The 26,323-nt window shown below is 72.2% G+C and carries 18 protein-coding genes and 2 pseudogenes; 9 read left to right on the top strand and 11 right to left on the bottom strand.

The window, feature by feature from the left end:
* Positions 1-26 precede the first annotated feature (26 nt).
* Positions 27-1,742, bottom strand: coding sequence for a methionine--tRNA ligase (gene metG / locus ACYUD3_RS06765; protein ID WP_470965188.1), 1,716 nt, complete (start codon positions 1,740-1,742; stop codon positions 27-29).
* A 145-nt stretch (positions 1,743-1,887) separates the two neighbouring features.
* Positions 1,888-4,215 carry a VWA domain-containing protein gene (locus ACYUD3_RS06760; RefSeq protein ID WP_470965185.1) on the bottom strand — a complete coding sequence of 776 codons (2,328 nt, stop codon included), beginning with the start codon at positions 4,213-4,215 and terminating at the stop codon, positions 1,888-1,890.
* Positions 4,216-5,263: 1,048 nt separating this feature from the next.
* On the opposite strand from ACYUD3_RS06760, the gene ACYUD3_RS06755 reads away from it, so the two are divergent.
* Both ACYUD3_RS06755 and ACYUD3_RS06750 read left to right on the top strand, forming a co-directional pair.
* Positions 5,264-7,300 (top strand): PhoX family protein, encoded by a 2,037-nt coding sequence (locus tag ACYUD3_RS06755; protein WP_470965183.1) that lies wholly within the window; start codon positions 5,264-5,266, stop codon positions 7,298-7,300.
* Between the two features lie 120 nt (positions 7,301-7,420).
* A complete protein-coding gene (locus ACYUD3_RS06750; protein ID WP_470965180.1) occupies positions 7,421-8,392 on the top strand; it encodes an endonuclease/exonuclease/phosphatase family protein in 972 nt (323 codons plus the stop codon).
* Here ACYUD3_RS06750 and ACYUD3_RS06745 read toward each other — a convergent pair.
* Positions 8,332-8,718: pseudogene (locus tag ACYUD3_RS06745) on the bottom strand (hypothetical protein); the annotation flags it as partial. The gene ACYUD3_RS06750 and the pseudogene ACYUD3_RS06745 sit on opposite strands and share 61 nt — an antisense overlap.
* Before the next feature lie 237 nt (positions 8,719-8,955).
* Here ACYUD3_RS06745 and ACYUD3_RS06740 point away from each other — a divergent pair.
* Complete coding sequence (locus ACYUD3_RS06740; RefSeq protein ID WP_470965178.1) at positions 8,956-9,618, top strand: SH3 domain-containing protein; 663 nt, start codon at positions 8,956-8,958, stop codon at positions 9,616-9,618.
* 67 nt (positions 9,619-9,685) lie between these two features.
* Here ACYUD3_RS06740 and ACYUD3_RS06735 read toward each other — a convergent pair whose 3' ends face one another.
* The gene (locus ACYUD3_RS06735) at positions 9,686-10,090 is read right to left on the bottom strand and encodes a hypothetical protein (RefSeq protein ID WP_470965175.1); all 405 of its coding nucleotides are present in this window, start codon (positions 10,088-10,090) and stop codon (positions 9,686-9,688) included.
* Positions 10,091-10,206: 116 nt separating this feature from the next.
* Here ACYUD3_RS06735 and ACYUD3_RS06730 point away from each other — a divergent pair, with 116 nt between their 5' ends.
* The 3 genes and pseudogenes from ACYUD3_RS06730 to ACYUD3_RS06720 all read left to right on the top strand — a co-directional run bounded on the left by ACYUD3_RS06730 (position 10,207) and on the right by ACYUD3_RS06720 (position 14,302).
* Positions 10,207-11,352, top strand: a complete 1,146-nt coding sequence (locus ACYUD3_RS06730; protein WP_470965172.1) for a PP2C family protein-serine/threonine phosphatase — start codon at positions 10,207-10,209, stop codon at positions 11,350-11,352.
* A gap of 67 nt (positions 11,353-11,419) precedes the next feature.
* A pseudogene (locus ACYUD3_RS06725) lies at positions 11,420-12,037 on the top strand (hypothetical protein); the annotation flags it as partial.
* 1,497 nt (positions 12,038-13,534) lie between these two features.
* Complete coding sequence (locus ACYUD3_RS06720; RefSeq protein ID WP_470965170.1) at positions 13,535-14,302, top strand: mechanosensitive ion channel family protein; 768 nt, start codon at positions 13,535-13,537, stop codon at positions 14,300-14,302.
* A gap of 132 nt (positions 14,303-14,434) precedes the next feature.
* Here ACYUD3_RS06720 and ACYUD3_RS06715 read toward each other — a convergent pair whose 3' ends face one another.
* The 3 genes from ACYUD3_RS06715 to ACYUD3_RS06705 all read right to left on the bottom strand — a co-directional run bounded on the left by ACYUD3_RS06715 (position 14,435) and on the right by ACYUD3_RS06705 (position 16,596).
* Positions 14,435-15,244, bottom strand: a complete 810-nt coding sequence (locus ACYUD3_RS06715; RefSeq protein WP_470965167.1) for an NPP1 family protein — start codon at positions 15,242-15,244, stop codon at positions 14,435-14,437.
* A 366-nt stretch (positions 15,245-15,610) separates the two neighbouring features.
* Entirely contained in the window at positions 15,611-15,934 is a 324-nt protein-coding gene (locus ACYUD3_RS06710; protein ID WP_470965163.1) for a DUF6401 family natural product biosynthesis protein, read from the bottom strand.
* A 407-nt stretch (positions 15,935-16,341) separates the two neighbouring features.
* Positions 16,342-16,596 (bottom strand): hypothetical protein, encoded by a 255-nt coding sequence (locus ACYUD3_RS06705; RefSeq protein ID WP_470965160.1) that lies wholly within the window; start codon positions 16,594-16,596, stop codon positions 16,342-16,344.
* Positions 16,597-18,005: 1,409 nt separating this feature from the next.
* Here ACYUD3_RS06705 and ACYUD3_RS06700 point away from each other — a divergent pair.
* From ACYUD3_RS06700 to ACYUD3_RS06690, 3 genes are all read left to right on the top strand, one after another.
* On the top strand, positions 18,006-19,349 hold the full coding sequence (locus ACYUD3_RS06700) for a helix-turn-helix domain-containing protein (RefSeq protein WP_470965157.1): 1,344 nt from the start codon (positions 18,006-18,008) through the stop codon (positions 19,347-19,349).
* 373 nt (positions 19,350-19,722) lie between these two features.
* On the top strand, positions 19,723-20,724 hold the full coding sequence (locus tag ACYUD3_RS06695) for a permease (protein WP_470965154.1): 1,002 nt from the start codon (positions 19,723-19,725) through the stop codon (positions 20,722-20,724).
* Complete coding sequence (locus ACYUD3_RS06690; RefSeq protein WP_470965150.1) at positions 20,721-21,593, top strand: TIGR03943 family putative permease subunit; 873 nt, start codon at positions 20,721-20,723, stop codon at positions 21,591-21,593. The genes ACYUD3_RS06695 and ACYUD3_RS06690 overlap by 4 nt, the downstream gene beginning before the upstream one ends.
* Positions 21,594-21,793: 200 nt before the next feature.
* On the opposite strand, the gene ACYUD3_RS06685 is transcribed toward ACYUD3_RS06690, so the two are convergent.
* The 4 genes from ACYUD3_RS06685 to ACYUD3_RS06670 form a co-directional block, all read right to left on the bottom strand.
* Positions 21,794-22,570 carry a hypothetical protein gene (locus ACYUD3_RS06685; RefSeq protein WP_470965147.1) on the bottom strand — a complete coding sequence of 259 codons (777 nt, stop codon included), beginning with the start codon at positions 22,568-22,570 and terminating at the stop codon, positions 21,794-21,796.
* A gap of 89 nt (positions 22,571-22,659) precedes the next feature.
* Positions 22,660-23,634 (bottom strand): nucleoside hydrolase, encoded by a 975-nt coding sequence (locus ACYUD3_RS06680; protein WP_470965144.1) that lies wholly within the window; start codon positions 23,632-23,634, stop codon positions 22,660-22,662.
* Positions 23,635-23,737: 103 nt separating this feature from the next.
* Positions 23,738-24,964, bottom strand: coding sequence for a threonine--tRNA ligase (gene thrS, locus ACYUD3_RS06675; RefSeq protein ID WP_470965142.1), 1,227 nt, complete (start codon positions 24,962-24,964; stop codon positions 23,738-23,740).
* Between the two features lie 227 nt (positions 24,965-25,191).
* On the bottom strand, positions 25,192-26,154 hold the full coding sequence (locus ACYUD3_RS06670; RefSeq protein WP_470965139.1) for an LAETG motif-containing sortase-dependent surface protein: 963 nt from the start codon (positions 26,152-26,154) through the stop codon (positions 25,192-25,194).
* Positions 26,155-26,323: the final 169 nt, after the last annotated feature.

Here is a 26,323-nt window from a genome sequence, read left to right as displayed (position 1 = left end):
GCCGCTCCCGGGCCCTTCGCGGGTCTTCAGACGGGCTCGCCGCCGAAGCGCTCCTTGTACGACTCCAGGGCCTCCGGGGTGATCTTCGCGAAGAGGACCGGGGGGACCGTGAAGGGGGTGCCGGCGGGGACGGCGGCCAGGGCGCGGGCCTCGTCGGCGGTGACCCAGGCGGCGGTGTCGCCGGCCAGGGTGAACGCGCCGCGCATGGCCTTCGCCGTCGCCGGGATGAAGGGCTCGGAGACGACCGAGTACAGGTGGATCAGGTTGATCGCCGTCCGCAGGGTCAGGGCCGCGCCCTCCTGGTCGGTCTTGATCTGCGTCCAGGGCGCCTTCTCGTCCAGGTAGGCGTTGCCGGCCGACCACAGGGCGCGCAGGGCCGCCGCCGCCTTGCGGAACTGGAGGGCCTCCATGTGCTCCTCGTACTCCGCGAGCAGCCGCGCGATCTCCTCGCCGAGCCGGGTCTCCGCCTCACCGGCTTCCCCGCCCGCCGGGACCTCGTCGCCGAAGCGCTTCTTCGAGAACGACAGCACGCGGTTGACGAAGTTGCCGAGGGTGTCGGCGAGGTCCTTGTTGACGGTCGCCGTGAAGTGCTCCCACGTGAACGACGAGTCGTCCGACTCCGGGGCGTTGGCGATCAGGAAGTAGCGCCAGTAGTCCGCCGGGAGGATGTCCAGCGCCTGGTCGGTGAAGACGCCGCGCTTCTGCGAGGTGGAGAACTTCCCGCCGTAGTACGTCAGCCAGTTGAACGCCTTGACGTAGTCGACCATCTTCCACGGCTCGCGCACGCCCAGCTCGGTCGCCGGGAACATCACCGTGTGGAACGGGACGTTGTCCTTCGCCATGAACTCCGTGTAGCGGACGGTGTCCTGGGACTCGTACCACCACGACTTCCAGTCCCGGCTCTCCGGGTCCTGGTCGGCCCACTCCTTCGTCGCCGCGATGTACTCGATCGGGGCGTCGAACCAGACGTAGAAGACCTTGCCCTCGGCCGCGAGCTCCGGCCAGGTGTCGGCCGGGACCGGGACGCCCCAGTCGAGGTCGCGGGTGATCGCGCGGTCGTGGAGCCCTTCGGTGAGCCACTTGCGGGCGATGGACGACGACAGGTGCGGCCACTCCTCCTCGTGGGCCGCGACCCACCGCTCCACCTCGTGCTGGAGCTTGGACTGGAGGAGGAAGAGGTGCTTGGTCTCGCGGACCTCCAGGTCGGTGGAGCCGGAGATCGCGCTGCGCGGGTCGATCAGGTCGGTCGGGTCCAGGACGCGGGTGCAGTTCTCGCACTGGTCGCCGCGGGCCTTGTCGTAGCCGCAGTGGGGGCAGGTGCCCTCGACGTAGCGGTCCGGGAGGAAGCGGCCGTCGGCCGGGGAGTAGACCTGCCGGATGGCGCGTTCTTCGATGAACCCGTTCTCGTTCAGCCGCCGGGCGAAATGCTGGGTGATCTCGGCGTTCTGGGGGCTGGAGCTGCGGCCGAAGTAGTCGAAGGCGAGCGCGAAGCCGTCGTACACGGCCTTCTGGGCGTCGTGCGCCTGGGCGCAGAAGTCGGCCACCGGGAGGCCCTGCTCCTTCGCGGCCAGCTCCGCGGGGGTGCCGTGTTCGTCGGTCGCGCAGATGTACAGCACGTCGTGGCCGCGCTGGCGCAGGTAGCGGGAGTAGACGTCCGCCGGGAGCATCGACCCCACCATGTTGCCCAGGTGCTTGATTCCGTTGATGTACGGAAGGGCGCTGGTGATGAGGTGTCGAGCCATTGGAGGCTGCTCCTGGGTCGGGCCGGTGGGTGTGCTTGAAATCGTATCCGACGTGTGTATGCCGCCCGCGCGCCGATTTTTCGGGCGCGGGCGGCAGAGGGGGTGCGGGGTCTTACGGGGCTTACGGCTTTACGGTTTTACGGCTTTACGGTCGCCAGTTGGCGAGGACGCCCTCGTACAGCTCGTCGTCGGTGAGTTCCTTCGGGGCCGGGCCGGCGTGGAAGAAGGCGGTGTTGGGGGTCTTCAGCTTGCGGAGGTAGTCGAAGGCCTTGTTGTCGTGGTCTCCGAAGGCCACGAAGGAGAAGAAGAGGCGGGGGTACGAGTCCGCCGCCGCCGTGAGCGACTGGGTCGCCGGGGTTTTCGCGTCCGGGGCGCCGTCGGTCTGGAAGATGACGAGGGCGGGGGCCTGGGGGTCGCCGGAGGCGTCGAGGTGGGCGGTGATCGCCTCTACGGCCGCGTGATAGGAGGTACGGCCCATCCTGCCGAGGCCCGCGTGCACGTCGTCGACCTTCGTGGCGGCGTCCGGGGCGGTGAGGGTGAGGTCCGTGGTGCCGTCGACTTCGGTGGAGAAGTAGATGGTGTGGACCTGGGGGGTGGTGGGGGAGAGGTGTGCGGCGAGCGCCAGCACCTGATCACCGAGGGCTTGCGCTGAGCCGTCCTTGTAGTAGGGGCGCATGGAGGCGGAGCGGTCGAGGACGAGGTAGACCGTGGCGCGGGCTGTGGTGAGGCCTAGGTGGGCGAGGGTTAGGGCGGCTTGGGTGTGGGCGGTGGTTAGGTGGGTGGGGGGTGTGGGGGGTGCCTCGGGGGCGGCTTCGGGGGCGGGGGTTTCTGCGGGGGCGGTCTCGGGTGCGGCGGCTTCCGGCTCGGGGGCGGTGGCCGGGGGTTGGGTGGTTGTGGGGGTGGTCGCCTGGGGCTCGTCGGTCGTTGCCTCGGGGGAGGGGGCCTCTGCGGGGGCGGTCTCGGTTGCGGCGGCTTCCGGCTCGGGTGTTGCGGCGGGCTCGGGGGTGGCGGCTGCGGGGGTTTCCGGGGCCGGGGGCTCAGGGGTGGGGTCCGCTTCCGGGGTCGGGCTGGAGGTGGCTTCCTCTGCGGGGGCGTTCTCCGGCTGGGCCGTCGTCGGGCTGGCGGCTTCCTGTTCGGCCTCGGCCGTGGGGGCGGTGGTCTCCGGGGCCGGAGCTTCGGGGGTCGGCTCGGGGGTCGGGGCCGCGGCGGGGGGCGTTTCGGCGGAGGGTGCTGTTTCCGCTTCGGCCGCCGGGGCGTCGGGCTCCTGCGCGTCCTCGGTCTGCGGCTCCGCCGTCGGCGTCTGCTCGGGGGCCGGTGCTTCTGCCTGGGGTTCGTCCGGGGTGGGCTCGGGGGCCTGGGGCTCCGCTGCGGGTTCGGCGGCGGGCGGAGTGGCCGTGTCTTCGGGCTTCGGTTCGGTGTCCGTCTTGGCGGCGGGCCGCGATTCCGGCTCCGGCTCCTGGGCGGTCTCCGTTGCCTTGTCCTGTGCGTCGGACGCGGGCTCGTTCGGAGCTGCCGGGGTGGCCTCGGCTGCAAGCTCCTCGGACTCGGGCTCGTCCGGGGTCGCCGGGGCAGTCTCGGGGGTGGGCTCGGTTACGAGTTCCTCGGGTTCGGTCTTCGTCTCCGTCGCCGGGGCTTCCGTTGCCGCTTCGGCGTCGGCTGCGGGGACGGCCTCCTCGGACTTCCGCCCAGCGGACTCGTCCACCTCGGTCTCGGCCACAGCCTCGGCTACGACAGCCTCGTCCGCCTCAGCCTTGTCCGAAGACGCCTCCGCCAGCACCTCGGCGTCAGCCGGAGAGACCGCGCCCTCAGACTCCCGCTCGGCGTCCGTCTCGACGGCAGGCTCGACGGCCTCACCCTCGGTTCCGGTCACGGAAGTATCCGTCGCCTCGACCTCGGGCTCACCCTCCGTCGCAGTGGCCTCGGGCGCGGGCGTCGCCTCTGCGGGGGCGGTGGAGGAGGCGCCCTCGGGGGCGGACTCGGACTTCGACTCGACGTCCGTCCCGGCGACCGCAGCTTCCGGCGCACTCTCGGACGCGGTCTCCGCAGCTTCCGTCAGCTCGCTCTCGGAGCCAGCCTCAGTCGCGGGCTCAGCCTTCTCCAGCTCGCTCTCCGCGTCGGCCTCAGCTGCGGGCTCGGCCTTCGCCGCACCCGCCGCCGGCTTGCTCTCCGAGGAGCCCTCAGCCTTCTCCTTCGGGGCGTCCTCGGACTCGGTTTCCGTCAGCTCGCTCTCCGAGCCGGCCTCAGTCGCGGGCTCAGCCTTCTCCGGCTCGTTCTCCGCGTCGGCCTCAGCTGCGGACTTGGCCTTCTCGGGCTCCCCCGCAGTCTCCGCCGGCTTGCTTTCCGAGGCGCCCTCAGCCTTCTCCACCGGCGCGCTCTCGGGCTCGGTCTCCGTCAGCTCGCTCTCCGAACCGGCCTCAGTCGAGGGCTCGGCCTTCTCCGGCTCCCCCGCAGCTTCCGTCAGCCCACTCCCCAAGTCAGCCGCAGGCTCAGCTTTCTCCAGCTCGCTCTCCGCGCCGACCTCAGCCGCGACCTCAGCCCCAGCCCCCGCAGCCTCAGTCAGCCCACTCTCCGAGCCACCCCCAGCCCCAGACAGCCCACTCCCCGAGCTGCCCTCCCCGACCAACCCCCCATTGGCCAGTTCCGACCGCTCGCCCGAACCCCCGACCTCAGCCTCAGCCGAACCCCCCTCCCCCGACCGCGCCGGCCGAGGCACCGTCACATTGTCGAAAGCCGCCGCCACCAACTCATGCTCAGACCCCGACGACCCACCCCGCCGAGGCTCCGGAAGCGCCGCCTCCACACCCCGCGCCGGCTCAGCCGCCTGCTGGGCCGGAATCCCCGCCCCCTCGGCGAGAACTCCCGCCCCCGAAGCCGTGGTTCCCGCACCGGAAGCCGAAGCCGAAGCCGCAGCCGCAGACCCCGCAGCCGAAGCCGAAGCCCCTGCGGTCGAAGCCGCAGCTCCCGCAGCCGAAGACCCTGCACCCGCAGCCGAAGACCCCGAAGCCGCAGCCGAAGTCGAAGCTGCCGAAGTCGCAGCCCCCGTCTCCGAAGCCACCCCCTCCGGCAGAGTCTCCGCACCCCCAGCCGGTACCTGGTCCGCACCCTCTGCTTCGGCGACCCGCTGCTTGCGTGATCTGCCGAACGCGTTCCGCAGGAGAGTGAGAATGCCCATGTGCGCAACCCTTCGCGTGAGTTGATGCCCGTCAATCCCTGGCCAGGACGGACACGTAAGGTTAGCGGCCCCAAGTGGGGATCTTGGGCAGGGGTGAGCGGGAGAAGTGCGGGTGTGTCAACGACATCCACCCCGGCGCGGACACCCTGAACCAGCCAAAAATCCCGCCCCACCTGTCCGGGGCCGGTCGGATAACCCCTCCATCATCAGCCCCCGCTCCCCTCCCCTCCACCCCCAACCCCCTTGCGTCCACCGTCCGTTCATTTCCCCTTAACGCACTCGCCCCGCCCTTGCGCCCCCACCCCCCTACCGTCACGATCACACCAAGGTCACGCAAGGGGAGAGTAAAGTGCGCAAGTTGCTGCCGCTCATCGGAACCGCCGTCGGCCGTTCCGCGATGACGTGCCGTTTCCGCTGCGGCGACGCCTGTTTCCACGAGGTGCCGAACACCAGCGGCAACGAGTACGCCGGAGACATCATCACCGGTGCCCTGCGCCGCCGTTCACTGCTCCAGGCCGCCGCCGTCGTCACCGTCACCACCGCCACCGGGGCCGTCAGTCTCCAGAACGCCCCCGCCGCCCAGGCCACCTCCGGCCCCGCGACAAGCGGAACCCGCGGGCTCCGCTTCAGCCCCGTCGCCCCCAACACCGCCGACACCGTCACCACCCCCACCGGCTACGACCAGAACGTCGTCGTCCGCTGGGGCGACCCCATCCTCCGCGGCGCCCCCGCCTTCGACCCCGAGCACCAGACCGCCGCCGCCCAGTCCGGCCAGTTCGGCTACAACAACGACTTCCTCGCCCTCCTCCCCCTCCCCGGCGAGTGCGACCGGCAGCTCCTCGTCGCCAATCACGAGTACACCGACGAGATTCTTATGTTCCGGGGGTACGACTCCGCCCACCCCACCCGTCAGCAGGTCGAGGTCGCCTGGGCCGCCCACGGGCTCTCCGCCGTCGTCGTCCAGGAGGACCGCAGGAGCGGCAAGCTCACTGTAGTCCCCCGCCATCACCTCAACCGGCGCATCACCGTCACCAGCGAGTTCCGGCTCACCGGGCCCGCCGCCGGGAGCGATCTCCTCAAGACCTCCGCCGACCCGACCGGCACCAAGGCGTACGGCACCCTCAACAACTGCTCGGGCGGCACCACCCCTTGGGGCACGACCCTGCACGGCGAGGAGAACTTCAACCAGTACTTCGCCAACTCCTCCCGCCCCACCGACAAGCGCTACGGCGTCGGCACCGGCGCCACCGAGCGCAAGTGGGAACGGTTCGACAAGCGCTTCGACGTCGCCCAGGAGCCCAACGAGGTCCACCGGTTCGGGTACGTCGTCGAGTTCGACCCGTACGACCCCTCCTCGACTCCCCGTAAGCACACGGCACTTGGCCGCTTCAAGCACGAGGCCGCGACCGTCCGGCTCACCGACGACGGGCGGCCGGTCGTCTACTCCGGTGACGACGAACGCTTCGACTACTTCTACAAGTTCGTCGGCAGCAAGCGGATGAAGCACGGCTCCTCCCGTGCCGTCCGCGAGCACAACCTCTCGCTGCTCGACGAAGGCACCCTGTACGTCGCCAAGTTGACCGGCGACTCCCCCGCCATCGAGATCGACGGCACCGGAAAGCTGCCCGCCGACGGGGAGTTCGACGGGTCCGGCGAGTGGATCCCGCTGGCCACCGCCACCGCGAAGGGCGCCGTCTCGCACGTCGAGGGGATGACGGCCGACGAGGTCTTCGTCTTCACCCGGCTCGCCGGTGACAAGGCGGGCGCGACGAAGATGGACCGGCCGGAGGACATCGAGCCCTCGCCGGTCACGGGCAAGGTGTACGTCGCCCTCACCAACAACTCCAACCGGGGTGTCGGCGCCAACCCCAAGGCGGACGAGGCCAATCCGCGCCACGCCAACAAGCACGGGCACATCCTGGAGCTGACCGAGCACCGCAACCGGCCCGAGAGCCTGAAGTTCGGCTGGACCCTCTTCCTCGTCGCCGGTGACCCGGACGACCCGGCCACCTACTTCGCCGGGTACCCCAAGTCCGCCGTCAGCCCCATCTCCTGCCCCGACAACGTCGCCTTCGACCCGCACGGCAACCTCTGGATCGCCACCGACGGCAACCAACTCGGCTCCCACGACGGCCTGTTCGGTGTCGCCGCCAAGGGGGAGCGGCGCGGGGAGCTGAAGCAGTTCCTCACCGTGCCGACCGGCGCCGAGACCTGCGGGCCGATCATCCAGGACCGCCGCGTCGTCGTCGCCGTCCAGCACCCCGGCGAGGTGGACGGCGCCTCCGCCGAAACCCCCGCCTCCACCTGGCCCGACGGCCCCGGCAAACTCCCCCGCCCGGCCGTCGTCTCCGTCTGGCGCCGGGACGGCAGGGACATCGGCGCCTGACCAGACAGTCGGTGGGTCTCTAGGATCGGCTCAATTAAAGGGGCGCGGCCCGGACTTCGTACCTGACCGTGCGGTACGAGCGTCAGCGCCGCGCCCTTCTGACGCGCTACGGGGGGCGGAATGGGCAAGCGGCGGTTCCGGCTCGGGCTGCTCTGGGCCGCCTCCCTCCTCCTCGCCGGGGTCAGCGTCGTCGTCGGCTGCCGTGCCGCCGGCGTCGACGCCTTCACGCCCATCCCTCAACTCCTCGCGTTTCTGCCCTGGTTGCTCGTTCCCGCCGGCTGCGCCGCCCTTCTCTGCGTCCTCGTCCGCTGGTGGGGCGGGGCGGTCTGGGCGGCCGTCGTGCTCGCGCTGCTCGGCTGGTTCGTCCAGCCGTATGGAAGTAGCTCGCAGGGCAAGGGAGTTGCTGTCGCGCGGCTGCAAGTGCTCACGTCCAACGTCGAGTTCGGGTGGGCCACCGATGCGCTCGTCGATGTCGTGCGGCGGGAGGCGCCCGATCTCGTGTTCGTGGAGGAGTGCGAGTACGGGTGTCAGGCCACTCTGGCGCGGGAGTTGGGCTCCTCTTATCCCTATCGGCAGGGCGTTCCCGGGGGGACCTCCGTCGGGTCGGTCATCCTCAGTCGGCTGCCGCTCACTCCCGCCGCCACCCTTTCCGGTGAAATGGGTATGCCTGGGGCCGTAGTTGAGGTCGGCGGGCGAGCCGTGCGGCTTCAGCTCGCGCATCCTATGCCGCCGCTCGTCGGGCATACCGGGGTGTGGAAAAGGGAGTTGGGGCGGATCGCGCGGTGGGCCGGGGCGCAGTCGGGGCCCGTGATCCTCGCCGGGGACTTCAACGCCTCCCAGGATCACGCCGCGTTCCGGCGGATCCTGGACGCCGGACGGCTCGGTGACGCGGCCCGGCTCGCCGGGAAGTCACGGGTGCCGAGCTGGCCGTCCAGTACCGCCCCCGCGTTCGGCGCGCAGATCGACCATGTCCTGCTCTCGGCGGACTTCTCCGTGTCAGGGGCGCGGTTCCTGGCGCCGGCGGGGACGGATCACCGGTCGCTGCTCGTGGACGTCGTCCTCCACGCGGAACGCCAGGAGGGGCGGGCGTAGAAGAGGCGGGTCAGGCGTACCGTCGCCGCGACCGTCAGGCCCAGGGCCAGCAGCAGCCATGCCGCCGTGCGCAGGGTCGACGTCAGGGCGTCGTACACCGCTGCCGCCGCCACCCGGTGGGCCGGGTCGGGGAGGTCGGAGAGGGTGAAGTGGCGGGCCACCGCCAGGGCCAGGCCCAGGAGGGCGCCGCCCAGGGCCGTGCCCAGCGCGGTCGCCGTCAGCGCGCGGCGGCGGAAGGCGGCGACGGCGATGCCGGTCGCGGCGAACGCGACGGCGGAGAGGGGGAGCCAGAAGCCCGCTACGTCCAGCATGCGCAAGCCCTTTCGCGAGGCCCCGGAACCCTGGGGAGCCCTAGGGGAGCCCTGGGGGAGCCCTGGGGGAGCCCTGGGGGGCACGCTTCCAGGGAAGGGGGTGCGGGCGCACCGGGCCAGTGGGTGTGCGCCATGTGGGTGCACCCCGCCCGAACTGCGCGTTCCCCCCTGCGGTGGAGGGTTCGTCCGAACGGGTGTTTCCTGGTCGTGGGGAGAAGCTGGGGGGTGTCTCAGGGGAGAAGGAGGCCAAAGATGCGCACCACTCCGGTCCTGCGGACCCTGGCCACGGCCCTGCTCACCGGTGGCACGCTGGCCGTGGCCGCGCTGGGCACCATGGCCGCGGCGGCACCGTCCGCCCACACGACGGCGCCGCCCACCCGCACAGAAGGGCGCGGCGGCGGTGGCGGCCCGGTCTGGGGCACCGTCGTCTCCCGCACCGAGGTCAACGTGCGGTCGGCGCCCACCACCCACTCCGGCGTCGTGACGGCGCTCTCGCCGGGCAGTCAGGACCGTGTGAAGTGCATGGTCCGGGGCCAGAGCGTCAACGGCACGTCCACCTGGTACTGGCTCGTCGGAGCGCAGGGGTGGGCCAGTGCCTCGGTCGTCGACACCGGCGGCGCGTGGGTGCCGACGTGCTCCGACCCCTGTCCGCAGTGGCGGGACGGCGGCGACAGAGGTGACCGGGGCGACAGGGGTGACTGGAACAACTCCTGGCGCGACAACTCCGGCTGGAACGACAGCAACTGGAACAACGGCAACTGGAACAACAACTGGAACGACGGCAACCGGGACTGGAACAACGGCCGGGACCGGGGCGACAACAGCAACTGGACCTTCGGCTCCGGCGCTTGGAGCACTGTCGGCTCCTGGAGCTGGGTCTCCGACACCAACAACTCCGGCTCCTGGGGGTGGTGAGCCTCCCCACCCGCGACGACCGGGCCCCGGCGGTGACTTCACCGCCGGGGCCCGGTCCGTCGTAGGGCTAATGGATCCGATGGCCCTCCGCGTCCTCGTGCGTGTAGTAGCGGTAGAACAGGACGGCGAACACGCCCGCCGCCACCGCGAGGGACATGCCGGCCGCGCGCAGGACGGACGCTCCGCTCTGGCTGTAGACGAAGCCGAACGCGCAGCCCGCGAACACCGTCCACAGCAGGGCGTGGAGTTCGCGTTTCATGTGCGGCGCGAGGGCGCGCACGGCGAGGTACAGGCCGGCGAAGACGGCGGCGCTGACGAAGCCGAGCAGTAGGTTCCAGCCGGTGATCGGGCCGCCGGAGCGGCGGTTGGCCGCCACCCAGTAGCCGTAGACGAGTCCGAGGGCCACCGGGGCGGCCAGGGCCGTCAGCTGACGGATGTCGGGGACTCTCGTCGTGGGTGCCGCATGAGCCATGGGAGCACTCCTCTCCTGGGGCACACCTGCCGTCTTCCAGCGCACACCCCGGCCGGGGCGCTGGCAAGTCGGGCTTCCGGATGCGTGCGGCGGGGGGCCGTGTTTGGCTGTTGCCCATGCGGCGCGGCGCCTTGAGCCACCACGGGGCGGCCTGGCTCGTGCCGTCCGCGCTGCTGCTGTGGATCACCCTCCTCGACGTCCTCACCGACGTCCGCTTCCACGTCGAGTCCTGGTGCGTCCTGGTCCCCGCGACCGCCGCCGTGCTGTGCGGGATCCGTACGACCGCCCTGTTCGCCGTGCTGGCGCCGGTCGCGTTCGTCGTCACCGAGGCGCGCGAACCCGCGCAGTACAAGTCCGGCCTCGTCGACCTCGTCCTCATCGCCGTCGGCGGCGCCCTGTCCGTCCTGGTCTGCGCGCTGCGGCTGCGCGCGCAGCGGCGGATGCTGCGGATGGCGGTGATAGCCGACACCACCCGCAGCACCGTCCTGCGCCCCCTCCCGCCCGGCTGGGGCGGCCTGACGCACGCGGCGGTGTACCTCGCGGCCGACGCCGAGGCCCGCGTCGGCGGTGATTTCTACGACATCCAGCCCGGCCCGCACGGCACCCGCGTCCTCCTCGGGGACGTCCAGGGCAAGGGGCTCGGCGCGGTCGAGGCCGCCGCCGCGCTGCTCGGGACGTTCCGCGAGGCCGCGCACCACGAACCGGACCTTTCGGCCGTCGCCGCGCGCCTGGAGATACGGATGACGCGGCACCGGGCGCACGCCGCCGCGCTGGGCCGCGAGGACGAGGACCGGTTCGCGACCGCCGTCCTCATCGGGTTCTGTGCGCGGGGGGTGGTGGAGATGGTGCTGTTCGGGCACGAGCCGCCGCTGGGGGTGGGGCCCGCAGGGGTGCGGGTGCTCGCCGTCGAGGGCGGACTCCCGCTGGGGATGGGGGAGTTGGGGGATCCGCCGGTCGTCGGGCGGGTGGTGCTCGGGCCCGGGGAGACCGTGCTGCTCGTGACCGACGGGGTGACCGAGGCGCGCGACTCCCGGGGCGCGTTCTATCCGCTGGCCGACGACGTCGCCGGGGCGCTCGTACGCGATCCCGGGATAGCCGAGCCCGGGCGGCTGGTGGCGTTCGTGCGGGAGGGGGCGCTGCGGCACTCCGGGGGGCGGCTCGCCGACGACACGACGGTCTTCGCGGTGCGTCCGGAGGTGAACCGGGCGGGGGCGGGATCCGTCGTACGGGACGGGGGAGGCGGCGGCCTGGGTTTGCAGTGAGGGGGGTTCCCTTTGCAGTCGTAGCGGCTACGGTGCTGACGTACGTGATCCACAGGGGGAGGGACCCATGCCCGGAACCGTGCTGCTGCTGGCGGCGTCGCCCGTCGGGAAGGGCTGCCTGGTGGACGCGGCGTCCGTGCTGCCGGTGCTGGCCGCCGTGCCGCCCGCCGTGCTGTCCGGCACCGACACCGCGAACGTCGTCGAACTGGCCGATCCGCTGGAGCCGCAGGCCGTCCTGACCCGGCTGCGGGCCGCCGCCGCGGCCCCCGGTCCGCTGACGCTCTTCGTCACCGGCCAGCTCCAGCTCGACCGCCGCCAGCACCTCCCGCACCTCGCCCTCGCCCGCACCACCCCCGCGACGGTCCGCTACACCGGTTTCCCCTGGCAGTGGTTCCGCGAGGAGCTGCGGCTGCGGGCGCCCGGCACCACGAAGCTCTTCGTCGACCTCCACGCCGACGCGGAGACCTGGCGGTGGCTTCAGGGGCAGGTGCTGGAGTGCGGGCCGAATGTGCGGGTGTACGGGAGGGTGGCGCCGCCGCTGGGGCGCCGGGCGGGGGCGCCGTCGTACATGAAGGCGGTCGCGACGATTCTGCGGAGCGGGGTGCATCCCGGGGGCGGGCAGCTGCATGCGGCGGCGTTGGGGAGGGTGGTCGCGGAGGGGGATGTGGCGGATTTGGTGTTCGGTGGGGGGACGGGGGTGGGGGCGGGGGCTGTGTATGGGGGGGCCGGTGGGGCTTTCGGGTACGGGGGTCCCGGCGGGGGTTCCGGGTACGAGGGGGGCGGTGCGGTTGCGCCGGTGCCTGGGCAGCGGGGGGTGGGGGCGGTGACGGCGGTTGGGGGTGCTGGGGGTTCGGAGGGGGCGGCTGGGGCTGGGGGCGGGGTTGCTGAGGGGGTGCCTGGGGCTGGGGCTGAGGGTTCCCGTGCGGCTGGCGGCGGCCTCGACCGCGCCGAGCTTCTTGCGGGCGGCGGTGACTTCGAGTCGGCCGAGCCTCCTGCGGGCGGCGGTTTCGAGCTGGCCGGGTTCCTTGCGGGCGGCGGTGACTTCGGGCTGGCGGGGTCCCCTGAGGTGGGCGGTGACGTCGGGCTGGCCGGGGCCTCTGAGGCGGGCGGTTTCGGGCTGGGCGAGCCTCCTGAGGTGGGCGGTGACGTCGGGCTGGCCGGGGCCTCTGGGGCGGGCGGTTTCGGGCTGGGCGAGCCCTCTGAGGTGGGCGGTGACTTTGAGCCGGCCGGGTCTCCTGCGGCTGGCGGCGGTTTCGAGCTGGTCGGCCCCTCTGCGGCCGGCGGTGACTTTGAGTTGGCCGCCCCTGGGGTCGTGAGTGATCCGCATGCGGTGATCACCAGTGCCGTGCAGGCCGGGCGGCATGGGGACGCCGATGAGCTGGCCGCGTTGTGGGAGGCGGCGGCGGTGGACGGGCATGGGCCGGGGTCCGACGAGGCGCTGCACTGGGCCGAGGTGCGGGCCGACCTCGCGATGTTCGCGGGGGATCCGGCGCGCAGCTGCCGTACGTGGCTGGCGGTGGCGTCCGCGCGGCTGGCGGCGGGGCAGGCGGTGGACGCCCCGGCGGTCGAGGCGGCGGCGGACCGGGCGCACCATCAGTGGGGGCGCATCGACGACCCCGGGGGCGCGCGGAAGCTCGCACCGGCGCTGACGGAGCTGCGGGCGCGGGTGCCGGGGCGGCGGGAGGGGGCGCTGGAGCACATCCGGCGGCACCTGGAGCAGCTGGAGGAACTGTCACCGACGGCTCGCTGAGGTTTCCTAGGGGGCGTCACCGACGGCTCGCTGAGGTCCCCTAGGGGGCGCCGCCGGATCCCTGAGCGGCTGTTTCCGGACCCCTAAGGGGCGGCTGCCGGTTGCTTAAGGGGCGTTGCCGGGTCCCTTAAGGGGCGGCTGGCGGTCCCTTAAGGGGCGCTGCTGCTCCCTCAGAGGGCGGCTGGCGGTCCCTTAGGGGGCGTTGCCGGGTCCCTTAAGGGGCGTCGCTGGTCCCTTAAGGGTGCGCCCTGAGCGTCGTAGGCATCTGCGCCCCGCGCTGCGCCCTGAGCCTCGTAAACATCCGAAGCGTCGTATCACCCGTCCGGACCCGCCCCACGCGCCGCGTGCTCCCCGCCCTGCTATCCACGAAGCGAGGGGGTCGTAGCACCGCTGGTCCGCAGTTCGGGGATTCGACCTAAGGATGTGCCGCCCATGGCCACCACCACGCTCGCCATCAACTTCACGCAGGGACTCAACGACGCCTGGTCCAAGGTGGCGCAGTTCGTGCCGAAACTCGTCGGATTCCTGGTCATTCTCGTCATCGGCTGGTTCGTGTCGAAGATGATCGCCCGGGTGCTCGACCGGGTGCTGCGCAAGGTCGGCTCGGAACGGCTCGCCGACCGCGCGGGCGCGGACCGGTTCCTGCGCGAGTCCAAGTACGACATGACGGGGATCGTCTGCAAGATCGTGTACTACGCGCTGATGCTCATCACGCTTCAGCTCGCGCTCGGCGTCTTCGGCGCCAACCCGGTCAGCACGATGATCAACGGGATCGTCTCGTGGCTGCCGCGCGGCATCGTCGCCGTCGTCCTGATCGTCGTCGCGATGGCCATCGCCAACGCGGTGCGCGGACTGGTCGGCAGCGCGCTGTCCTCGGTGTCGTACGGGCGGACGCTCGCGACCGTCGTCTGGGCCTGCATCCTCGCGCTGGGTGTGATCGCGGCGCTCGGGCAGGCGGGGATCGCGACCACCGTCACGCAGCCGGTGCTGTACGCCGGGCTCGCGGCGGCCGTCGGCATCCTGGTCGTCGGGGTCGGCGGCGGGATGATCGGGCCGATGCGGGAGCGGATGGAGCGGCTGCTGACCACGGCGGAGCGGGAGACGACGCGGGCGAAGGGGAGCGTGTCGGCGTATCAGGCGGGGCGGCAGGACGCGTTGGGGAATCAGCCGGTGCAGGAGCGGCACGACCAGGAGATGTAGGGGTTTTTTGGGGGGCCGGCCCTTAGGGGTCGGCCTGCCCTTAGGGGGCGACCTGCTCTTAAGGGGCCGGCCTTCATGACGGGGGCCGGCCCCTACGGGTAGGGAGGGCCGGCCCCTTTCTCATGGTCTGGCTCAGCCGGCCCCGTACGGGTCGAAGGGGATGCCGGACGGCTTCGCCTTGTTCAGGGTGTCGTTGAACTTGCTGTCCTGGATGGGGAAGTTGGCGTTGCCCCAGCTGGAGTTGTTCATGATGGTCTGGAGGTTCTTGGCGGGGTCGTTGCTCTTGGGGTAGTGGTCCCAGCTGACCAGCGCCGGGCGGTCCCAGCCGCCGTCGCCCCAGGCCTCCGCCGTCTCGCCCCACTTGGCGAACCGGAAGGCGTGCGTGCTGGCGCCGTCCTTGTGGTAGACGACCTTCACGTGCGCGCCGTCCATCGGCACCTCGTTGACCGGGTGCGTGCTGAACCCGCCGTGCCGGGAGGCGGAGAGGTACGAGGGCTGCGCCGCGCCCTGCTTCACCCAGACGACGGCGCACTCCCAGTCGTGCCGGTGCCCGAGGCCGGTGGCGCCGGTCGGGTCGGCCTGGTCCTTCTCGAAGTACAGGGTGTAGATGATCCCGCACCAGCCGTTGTTGCACTTGGCGCGGGCGTAGGTGTTGGCGTTGCCGAGGTGGTCCGTGCGGCAGCCGCCGCCTATCGAACCGCTCGGGTTGAGGCCGCCGTTGAGGTTGCCCCACATGTCGATCGCGGCGGCCGGGAAGCAGCCGTCGCCGTCGTAGTCGAAGTAGGGCTGGAACGCCTTCTGGAACGAGGTCCCGCTCTCCGGCAGGTTGCTCAGGTTCGGGGCGGCGGTGGCGCTGCCGGTGAGGGCGGCGGTGAGGGCGGTCGCGGCGGCGGCCACGAGGGCGGCTCTGCCGGACCGGAGTCGCTTGGACGTCAGGGTCATGGGGGGTTCTCCACGCGTTTTGGGGGTGGCGCGAGTGCCGCGGATGACCTTGACAGTCCGGAATCGGTAAGAGCAAGGGGGTAAAGGGGTATGAACCAACTCGCCTTTTTCACTTCATGTTTTGTTTGGGGAGGGGGGTGTTCACAGGTGTGGGGGAAGGGTGGGGGTGGGGGAGGTGCGGGGGCTGCGCGGGTTCGGCTGGGGGAGCTGTGCCGGTTCCGGTTCGGTGGGGCTGCGCGGGTTCGGCTGGAGGGGGTGCCGGTTCCGGTTCGGCGGGGAGCTGCGCCGGTTCAGGGTTCGGCGGGGGGGGGCTTTGTTCGTTCACCTTCGGCCGGGGGTTTTGTTCGTTCGCCGGAGCCGGGGGCTTTATTCGGTCGGCGGGGGTGTGGGCGTGGGCAGCAGGTCGTGTCGCTGGATCAGCCAGCTGATCGCCGTCAGCCGGCACACCGCGTAGTCGTGGCCCACCGGCTCGCGCCAGTCGAGTTCCGTGAGGGCGTCCAGGAAGCCGAGGGCGTAGTCGGCGAGGTCCTCGCGGTGCGGGGGGCGGGGGATCAGGCCGGAGTGGTTGGCGTCCAGGCGGTCGCGCAGCTCGGCCACATGCTGGTCCACCGCGGCCGCGAAACCGGGCTCGAACGCGAACTCCGCGAAGCGCGGGGCGTAGGAGCTGCTGATCCGGGTCAGTGGGGACATGGGTTCCACGGTAAGTGGAGGAAAAGTGGATTTTGCCCGACAAGAGGCGTGATTCCGGCCACGCGGGAAAGGGTGGGGGTGGCGGCGAGGAGTTGGGGAGGGGGGTGGAGGGTGGGGTGTTCGGTGGCGGGTGATGGCGGAGGGGGGCGGCTTGGTGGTGGTGGTGGGGGGGCGGCAGGCGGGGCGTGGGGGGTTGCGGGTTGGGTGGTCTTGTCGGGCGGGGGTTTGTCGGCGGGGGACTTGTCTGTGGGTTGGCCTTGCCGGACCGGTTGCCGACCGGCGGGCTGGCATGATCCTTGCGGTGGTGCGGTGGTGCGGTGGTGCGGTGGTGCGGTGGTGCGGTGGTGCGGTCCTTGCGTGGCCTGCCTCTGTCTCGCCGCCCTCTGTGCCGTCGGCCCCTGCGGTGCTTACGGTGCCTGCGTGGTCGGCTTTTCTGCCGCCGCCGGACTCTGCGTCGTCGGCTCCTGCGCTGCCGCCCCCTGTCCCGGCACCCCCCGTCCCGTCGCCCCCTCCGCCCCCGGCCGCACCGGTCGTACCGACTCCACCCCCGCCCGCCCCTCCGGCACCGCTCTGGCCGGGACCGCGTTGGCGGCGAGGAGGAGGGCTGTGACGGCGATGAGGGCGGCGGCCAGGGCGCGGGTGAGGGGGTTGCGTCGGAGCACGGCGACCTCGCAGGGGAAGGCGGGTGCGGCGGGGGCGGGCGGCGCTGTGCGGAGCAGGGGAGTGCGGCACTGTGTGGTGGGTGTGCATGGCCGGTTAAGCCGGTTTAAGTTGCCGTTTAACCTAGAGGCGCGGGGGCGGGACGGCAAGGGGACCGGAGCGGTGCGGGGGGCTGAACGGCTGGTGGTTCAGGGGGAGTTGGGGGCGGAAGGGCGAGCGGGACGGAAGGGGTGCGGAGCTGAATGGCCGACGGGGGGAACGGAGCTGAATGGCCGACGGTTCGAAGGGGGTCCGGGGCCGACCGGCGAGCGGCTCGAAGGAGGTTCGGGGTGGACTGGCGAGCGGCTCGAAGGAGGTTCGGGGTCGACCGGCGAGCGCCCCGAAAGGGACTCGGGGCCGACCGGCCGGCGGCCCGGAGAGATGCCGGGGCCGTACTCACAACGCCCCCGGAGCAACACCGCGACCGAACCGCAAGCACCCCGTGGAGACACCGCGACCGAGCCGCAGGCGCCCCGCAGAAACACCGAGGCCGACCGCCGCCGGCTCGCGAAGACGCCAGAACCAAACCGCAAGCGGCCCGGGCCGAGCCAGCCAGAGCCAAGCCGAACCCAGCCAGCCCAGACCAAGCCAGCCCAGACCAAGCCAGCCCAGACCAAGCCGGCCGAGGCCAAACCGAACCCAGCCAGCCCAAGCCCAGCCAGTCAAGGCCAAGCCGGACTCGGCCGGTCCAGGCCGAGCCAGCCAAGACCGAGCCGGACCCAGCCCAAGCCCAGTCGGCCCGGGCTGGACCCAGTCGGCTCAGCCAATCCAGACCCAGTCAGCTCAGCCCGGGCCGAGTCAGCCCGCCAAACCGAACCCAGTCAGCCCAAGCCGAGTTGGACCCAGCCCAGGCCGAGCCAACCCAGTCAGCCCGGGCCGAACCAGACCCAGCCAGCCCAAACCCAAGCCAGCCCAGCCCAGGCCGGACCCCAGTCAGCCGAGGCCGAGCCGGACCCAGCCAGCCCCAGCCCAAGCCAGCCCGGCCCGGCCCAGCCAATCCAGACCCAGCCAATCCAGCCCCAGCCACCCCAAGCCCAGTCAGCCCAGCCCAGCCCAGACCCAACGCCAAGCCAGCCCAACCCAAGCCGAACGACCCAACCACACCGGACCAACCCCACCGGGGCCTCAACCCCACCGAGCCCCCCACCGAGCCCCCCACCGAGCCCCCCACCAGGCCTCAACCCCACCGAGCCCCCCACCGAGCCCCCCACCAGGCCTCAACCCCACCGAGCCCCCCACCGAGCCCCCCACCAGGCCTCAACCCCACCGAGCCCCCCACCGAGCCCCCCACCAGGCCCCAACCCCACCGGGCCCCCACCGAGCCCCAACCCCAACCAACCCCAAACCCAAAGAAGTTGAAAGGAGGCCGGAGATGAATGAGCGGGATGTGCCGGAGGTCGTCGGGCGGCGGGTGCAGCGGCTGCGGGTCGAACGAGGGCTGACGCAACGGCAGTTGGCGGAACCCGCCTATACCCCCGCCTACGTCTCCACCCTGGAGTCCGGCCGGGTCCGCGCCTCCGACGAGGCGCTGCGGCACATCGCCGACCGGCTCGGCGTCGACGTGGAGGAGCTGACCACCGGCCGCTCCCCCAGACTCCTCACCGACCTCCGCCTCCGCCTCACCGAAGCCCAACACGCCCTGGCCGCAGGCGAGATGACGGAAGCCGAAACGCTGTACCGCACCCTCCTCGCAGAAGCCGAGGAACACGGCTTCACCGAGGAACAGTCGGCCGCCCTGCTCGGCCTCGGCGAGTGCGCGATCTCCGCCGGCGAACTCCAGTCCGCCCGCGACCACTTCGAACAGGCGGAGGCCCGACTCGGCGACGCCCCGCTGCCGGTACGGGTCCCCGCCGTACGCGGCAGGGCCGTCGCCCACTACCTCGCCGGTGAACTCCGGTACGCCGTCTACCTGTTGGAGTCGACCCTCGACGAGCTGAACCGCGGCGGACTGCACGACCCCGACGCGCTGCTGCTGCTCTACGCCTCGGTCATCGGCCCGTACATGGACATGGGCGCCCAGGCCCGCGCCGCCCAGGCCGCCGAGTTCGCCCTCGCGCTGGCCCCGCGCGCCGGCGACCCCGCCCTCGTCGCCCGTATGCACCGCTCGGTCGCCCGCACGCTCCTCGCCGAGGGCCGCCTGGCCGAGGCCGACGCCTCCCTGGCCAAGGCGAGCGAGCTGTACCGCGGCCTGCACCTGCGCACCGAACTCGCCAACTGCCACTGGATGCGCGGTTACGTGTACGCCCAGAACGGCCAACTGGAGCGCGCGGAGGAGGAGTTGCGCGAGGCCCTCGACATGCTCTCCGCCCAGCGCGCCGACCTCTTCCGCAGCCAGGCCGCCGTGGAACTCGCCGACGTCCTGCACCGCAGGGGCAAGTCGAAGGAAGCCGCCGGCCTCCTGCACGACGTCCTCGGCGGCCTCTCCTCCGAGCGCGGCGCGGTCCACTCCGCCGCCGCCCACCGCCTGCTCGGCATCATCGCGGAGGACACCCGCGAGACCGAGACCGCCGAGGAGCACTACGTCCGCGCCCTCAGCCTCCTCGAACGGGCGGGCGCGGCGGGCGACTTGGCCGATCTGAGCCGCCTGCTGGGCGATCTGTTCCGGCGGACCGGACGGGTCGAGGCGGCCTTGGACGCGTACCGGACGGGCCTCGGCCACCGCACGGCCCCCGGCACGACCACTCTCGGCCCGGCCCCGGCCCAGCCGCCCCTGTGACATGAGAGGACGGCCGCCGACACCATGGGGGAGTGTGCCGGCGACCGCCGCTCGTGGGGGGTGACACCCCGACTCTGCCAGCGCGGGGAGTTGTCCGGCACCACCTGACGTCACTCTGGACAACTCCGGAGACCCCCTGCGAGCTGCGGAAACGCGGGCAGCAGCGAAACCCCGGCCACGGCGGACGACCGCACCCCGGCCGAGGCGGACGACGACATTCCGGCCCCGGCGGATGGGCGGCACCCCAACCCCGCCGGACGACACCCCCCCCGCCGCCGAAGCCCGCGCATCCTACGCGTCCCCCCACCCCACAGCTCCCCCTTCCCCCAACCCGAGCCCCCGCACAGCCACCCCCGCTAGCGTCCCCCAGATCATGGAGAACCAACGGACAGTGGCCGACGGGGTGCGGTTCGCGCTGCGGGCGGGGGTGTACGCCGTACTCGGCGGCTCCGCGCTGATCGCGATCGCAACCGTCGTATCCGTCCTCGGCCCGATGCTCGCCCTCGACCTCTACACCCCGGCGGTGGCCGCCTGGTGGACGGTGTTCACGGCCGTCGTCGTCCAGGGTGTGCCGTTCCTGCTGCTCGGTACGGTCGTGTCGGCCGCGATCGCCGCTTTCGTGCCCGACCGCGCGCTGCGCCGGATGCTGCCGGACCGGCCCGCGCTCGCCGTGCCCGTCGCCGGGGTGGCCGGGGCGATCCTTCCCGGTTGCGAATGTGCGTCGGTGCCGGTGGCGGGGAGTCTGATGCGGCGCGGGGTGCCCACGGCGGCGGCCCTCGCCTTCCTCCTCTCCGCGCCCTCCATCAACCCGGTGGTCCTGGTCGCGACCTCCATCGCCTTCCCCGGGCAGCCGGTCATGGTCCTCGCCCGGCTCGCGGCCTCCCTAGGGGCCGCCGTCGTCATGGGCTGGCTGTGGGCGCGCTTCGGCAAGGAGGAGTGGATACGGCTGCCCGGGACATCCCCTAGGGGTACGAGGGGGGCGCGCGGGTTCCTCGACGGGCTCCAGCACGACTTCCTGCACGCCGGCGGCTTCCTCGTGCTCGGCGCGGGGGCGGCGGCGACCTTCAGCATCGTCGTCCCCCGCTCGGTCCTCGGCCTCTTCACCGGCTCCGCCTGGCTGTCGGTGCTGCTGCTCGGGGTGCTCGCGGTCGTGCTGTGCGTGTGCAGCGAGGCCGACGCGTTCGTCGCCGCCTCCCTCTCCGCCTTCCCGGCGACCGCCCGGCTGACGTTCATGGTGGTGGGCCCGATGGTCGACCTGAAACTCATCGCCCTCCAGGCGGGCACGTTCGGCAGAACGTTCGCATTGCGATTCGCGTCCGCGACGTGGCTGGTGGCGGTCGCGGCGAGCGCCGGTGTCGGGTGGTGGCTCCTGTGAGGCGACGGTACGGGCCGGCGGTGCTGCTGATCCTGCTGGGCGCGGCGATCCTGCGCATCACCCTCTTCGGGAACCTGTATCTCCGCTATGTCCAGGCGGGGTTGAGGGCGTGGCTGGTCCTGTCGGGGGCGCTGCTGGTGGGGTTGGGGCTGGTGACGGGGGCGCTGCGGGCGAGGGGCGGGCGCGGGCAGGAGGAGGGGGACGCCGGATACGAGGGCCAAGGGCGCGAAGGTCACGGGAGCGAAGCTCGCGACGACGGGACCAGTCATGCGCACGGCGCTCGCGACGACGCCGGTCACGCGCACGCCGCTCATGATGACGACGCCGGTCACGCGCACGGCGCTCACGACGACCACGCCGCTCACGCGCACGCCCACGGTGGCCGTACCGTCTGGCTGCTCGCCCTCCCCGCCGCCGCCCTCCTCCTCTTCCCGCCCCCGGCGCTCGGCTCGTACAGCGCGGGCAGGGAGGCGACGGCTCGGGCGGCCCAGGGCATCGGGACGTTCCCGGCGCTGCCGGCCGGCGACCCGGTCCAGCTGACGCTGGCGCAGTTCAGCTCGCGGGCGATCTACGACAGCGGACGGTCCCTTAAGGGGCGCACGGTCCGGCTGACGGGCTTCGTCACGCACGGCAGCGACGGCACGTGGTACGTCACCCGCCTCATGGTGACGTGCTGTGCGGCGGACGCGACGACCAGCAAGATCGAGGTGAGGGGCGCGGACGCGCCGGTCACGGACACATGGGTGACGGTCACCGGGATATGGCACCCCAAGGGAACACTGGGCTCGGACGCGGCGTGGCCGCCGGTGCTGGACGCGAACGGGGTGACACAGGTCAGCCAGCCGAAGGACCCTTACGAGAAGCCGTAGGGGATGTGCCGTAGGGAGTGTGCCGTAAGGGATGTGCCGGAGGGGGTTTCCCGGAAGGGGTTTCCCGGAGGGGGATGCCCTTAGGGGACCGTCCGCAAAGGATCGCCCGCAAGGGATCGCCCTTAGGGGTTCTGCCGGAGGGGTTCTCCCCTAGGGCCGTACAGCTCCAGAACCCCGGAGCCCCAGCAGCGCCCGCCCCCTCACACCTGCGCCCTCCCCGCCTTCCGTACCTCCGCCAGCCGCAGCGCGCCGAGCTGCACCGCCGCCTGGGTCGCCTCGTTCGGTACGTCGCCGAGGCCGCCGTTGGTGAGGGTGTAGGCGTCCTGGCCGACGCGGACGGCGGCGACGTCGAGGGTGAGTACGGTCGGGTCGGCGCCGTTCTCGTTCTGGCCGGCCACCGTCACGTGCAGCCCCTGCCGCGCGTCCCCCACCTCCGGCAGCGCGGCCTCGGTGACCTGCACGTCGAGGACCTTCTTCTGCGGCGAGGCGGCGGTGAAGCGGGCGCACACCTGGGGCATCGTCCGCAGCCAGGCCAGCGCCTTGTCGACCTCGGCGGGCGGGCGCTGCGCGGTCACCTGGAACCGGAGCTGCGCGTTGGTGTCGGCGTCGTCGAGGCCGATCGCCGCGCGGGCGGGGGCGCCGAGGAGTTCGTCGGAGTACAGCGCGTCGAGGAACCGCCCGCACTCCGCCACCGTACTGGTCGCCTTCAGCACCCCGTCCCGCCAGGTAGCCGCCCCCCGCGTGGCCGTCCAGGGCGCGCCGAGGTCGGTGACGCTGATCAGCGCGGACTGGGCCTGAGCCGTGCTGAGCAAGGTGGAGGCGCCCGAAGTGGCCTTAGGGGAAGGCGACTTGGCGATCGTAGGCGTAGGTGTGGGCGCCACGGCGGGATGTTCGAGCCCGAGCGTGGCACACCCGCTGAAGATTCCGGCACACACCACAGCCGTCCCCGCACACAGAACCCGCAGCCTCCGCCGCACCGCACCCGCCTCCCGACCCGGAACCAACCGTGCTCCCACGGCAACAGCCCGGGGCGGGGGCGGCGACCCGGGCGGGCCGTGCGGGTGACCTAGGGGATGTCCGGCGTCCCTGTCAGGGTCTCCAGGAACACCTTCACCCACCGCTCGGCGTCGACCTCCATGGCGACGTCCACCAGGGTCCCTTCGCGGCCTTGGCCATGGATCTCGGCCTCGCCGGGGCGGGGGCGGCGGTCGACGACGGTCTGGCCCCGGGTCGCGCCCGGCGCGAGGGAGATCTCGACGGGGAACCGCCGGGTGGTCAGCCCCTCCGGGTCGGCGACCGCGAGGACCGCGCCCGCGTCGCCGACGCAGCCGGCGGGGCCGGGGTCGCCGTTCGCGTCGGGGTAGCGGTGGGCGAGGAGGTCACCGGCGAGGCGGAGCACGGGGTCGCCGCCGGCCCGCAGCCCGGCGATGTCCTCCCCGGGGACGAGCACCCGCTGGTACACGTCCAGCCCGTACATCGTGATCGGCACCCCGGCCGTCAGCATGACCGCCGCCGCCTCCGGGTCGTGCCACACGTTGAACTCCGAGACGGGCGTGGCGTTTCCGACCTCGACCGCACCGCCCATGAAGACGATCCGCTCGATGTTCGCGGTGACTTCCGGGTAAGTGCGCAGCAGGAGGGCGATGTTGGTGAAGGGGGCGGTGGGGATGAGGGTCACGGGGCCTGGCGAGGCGAGGATCTCGCGTCGCAGAAGGGACACACCGTCCAACTCGGCCGGGCCACGGGAGGGTTGGGGCAGCCCCAAGTCCCCCATCCCGTCGGCCCCGTGCACATGCTGAGCCGACCGCGCCGGCTCGAGCAACGGCCGCTCCGCCCCCCGCGCCACCGGCACCTGCGGCGCCCCCGCCAGCTCCAGCACGGTCAGCGTGTTGCGCACCACCCCGTCCACATCGGTGTTCCCGGCGACGCAGCTGACGGCGCGCAGGTCGATGAGGGGGTGCCGGACGGCGAAGAGGAGGGCGAGGGCGTCGTCGACGCCGGTGTCGACGTCCATGATCACGGGGGTGGGCGGCGGGGGCATTTCGGGGCACCTTCCGTGCGGCGGGTGACGCGGGACCGTGTCGACCCTAGGGGGAGAAGATCGGCACGGACACCCCGCGATCACCGCCGGCACCCGCGACGGCTCACCCCCACAGCCCGTCCCCCCGCCCCCGCACCCGCTCCGCCACCCTCCCCACCAGCTCATCCACCCCGACCTCCGCCACCCGCCGCCCGTCCCGCAGCCGCAGGGCCACCACCCCCCGCCCGGCCTCCCGCTCCCCGACCACCGCCTGATACGGCACCAGCCGCGCCGCCCGGACCCGCGCCCCCAGACTCCCCTCCTCCGGCCCCGCGCAACTCACCCTGAGACCGGAGGCCTCCGCCTTGCGGGTCAACTCCTCGGCGGCAGACCGCTGTTCCTCCCCCACCGGGAACACAGCCAGCTGAACCGGCGCCAGCCAGACGGGGAATGCCCCCCGATGCCGCTCGACGAGATGCGCCACCACCCGCTCCACGCTCCCGATCACACTTCGGTGCACCATCACCGGACGATGCTTGGTCCCGTCCGCCCCGATGTAGTGCAGCCCGAACTGAGCCGGCTGATGGAAGTCGATCTGTACGGTCGACAAGGTCGCCTCCCGCCCGGCGAGGTCGGTGATCTGGACGTCGACCTTCGGCCCGTAGAACGCCGCCTCCCCCTCCGCCTCCTCGTACTCGACCCCCTCAAGTGCCTCACGCAGCAGGGCAGTTGACCGGCGCCACAGCCCGGCGTCGGCGACGTACTTGCCCCCCTCCCCGGGCAGCGAGAGCCGGTACCGGGACGCCGAGATGCCCAGATCGTCGTACGCGCGCCGGATCAGCAGCAGAGCGGACCTCGCCTCCTCGGCCACCTGCTCCGGGGTGCAGAACACATGCGCGTCATTGAGCTGGATCGCCCGCACCCGGGTCAGCCCGCCGAGCACCCCGGACAGCTCCGAGCGGTACATCCCGCCCAACTCTGCGATCCGCAACGGGAGTTCACGGTAGCTGTGCGGGCGGGAGCGGTAGATGAGGGCGTGGTGGGGGCAGAGGCTGGGGCGCAACAGGAGCTGTTCGGAGCCGAGTCGCATGGGCGGGAACATGTCCTCGCGGTAGTGCTCCCAGTGCCCGGAGAGTTCGTACAGCTCGCGTTTTCCGAGCACCGGAGAGTACACGTGCCGGTACCCGGCGGCCCGCTCCAACTCCCTTACGTACTCCTCCAGTTCATGCCGGATCACCGCCCCGTCGGGGAGCCAGTACGGCAGTCCCGCGCCCATCAGCGGGTCGGTGTCGAAGAGGTCGAGCGCGCGGCCTAGGCGGCGGTGGTCGGCGTTGTCGTGCACAGCGTCCATGGGATCGGTTTCCTCACCGTCGTATGCATGCGTTTCGCATCATGCGTGCTGCGGGGCGAGTGGCCGGGGGACACGGCGAAGCCCCGGAGCACTCGGCCCCGGGGCTTCCTTCGATCAGCTCAGCTGTCAGCGCGCCGCCGGGACTCGGTCCGGCGTCGTCGTCAGGGATGACCGCGCGCGCTGCATACGGTCAGGCTAGGGAACGGACCCGCCCGCCCGCCACGGATTTACGCCTGGCCGCGCCGCTTGCGGGTGGCTACGACGATGGCGGCGCCGCCCGCGAGGAGCGCCGCCGCGCCGCCGATCAGCGGGACGGTGCTGCTGCTCGCGCCGGTCTCCGCGAGGTCGCCGCCGCCTCCGTCGGGGGTGGGGGCGGCGGGCGGGGCCGAGGGGGTGGGCTCCTCGGAGGCGGCGGGTGAACTTGCCGACGGGCTGGGGGAGTTGGACGGGGTGGCCGTCTCCTCGCCGTCGCTGCTGGGGGTCGGGGAGGGGGACTCTTCCTTGCTGGGCTCTTCAGAAGGCGCCGACGGTGAGGGCGAGGCCGGCGGTGACGCCGGGGGCTGCTCCTCGGTCGTCGCGCAGTCCCTCGTCCCCCCGTTCCACGCCGCGATCAGCTTGTCCTTGATGACCGTGCCGTCGGGGCCCTTGGGCAGCTCGCCGTGGACGAGGCCGTCGTCCGCCGTCAGCTTGCCGTCGAACTTCACCGCGCCCCGGTAGAGGTCGAGTTGGGCGAAGCAGCCGGCGTCGGGGACGGCGATGTCGAGGGTGTCGGACTGCCCCTTCTTGACCGTGACGGTGTCGAAGTCGACGAAGACCTGTTCGCCGGAGGTCGCGAAGGTCGGGCCGTGGGCCAGGTAGGAGGCGAGCGAGACCGTGCAGGTGCCGCCGGCGCCGCGGACGGTGAGGTGGACCTTGCCGTCCGCCGAGGGCTTCAGGCTCTGGTCGTCGACCTTGACCGAGTCGAAGAAAGACGTGCCGTCGAGCGAGAACTGGCAGCGGTCCGCCTCGGGTTGGGCGCCCTTGTCGCCCGCGCCGGTGCCGGGCTTGTACTGGCCGCCGTCGTGCCAGCCGCGACCGCCGTCCGTGGCCCAGGCGCCGGAGGCGGCGGCGACGGACGCGGCGCACAGGGCGAGCGAAGCGGCGCCCGTTCCCAGCAGCCGGCGCGCGGTGACACTTCTCGCAATGGACATGCGTATCCCATCTCGGCGCGCGACGACAGATCTTGACGGAGCGTCAAGTCGGGTGGCGCCGGGGGTCGTTGACCGGATCACGGGGGCCGGTCCTGGGGACCGGGAGAAGCACGCCCGGCGCGGGGGGTGAGGTGCGCCGGGGTGCGGGGACATCGTGATCTTCAGATGG

Source organism: Streptomyces sp. AMJ-169 (assembly GCF_055597585.1).
Note: the sequence above shows the minus strand (reverse complement) of the source record. Positions and strands in the feature narration are given on the sequence as shown.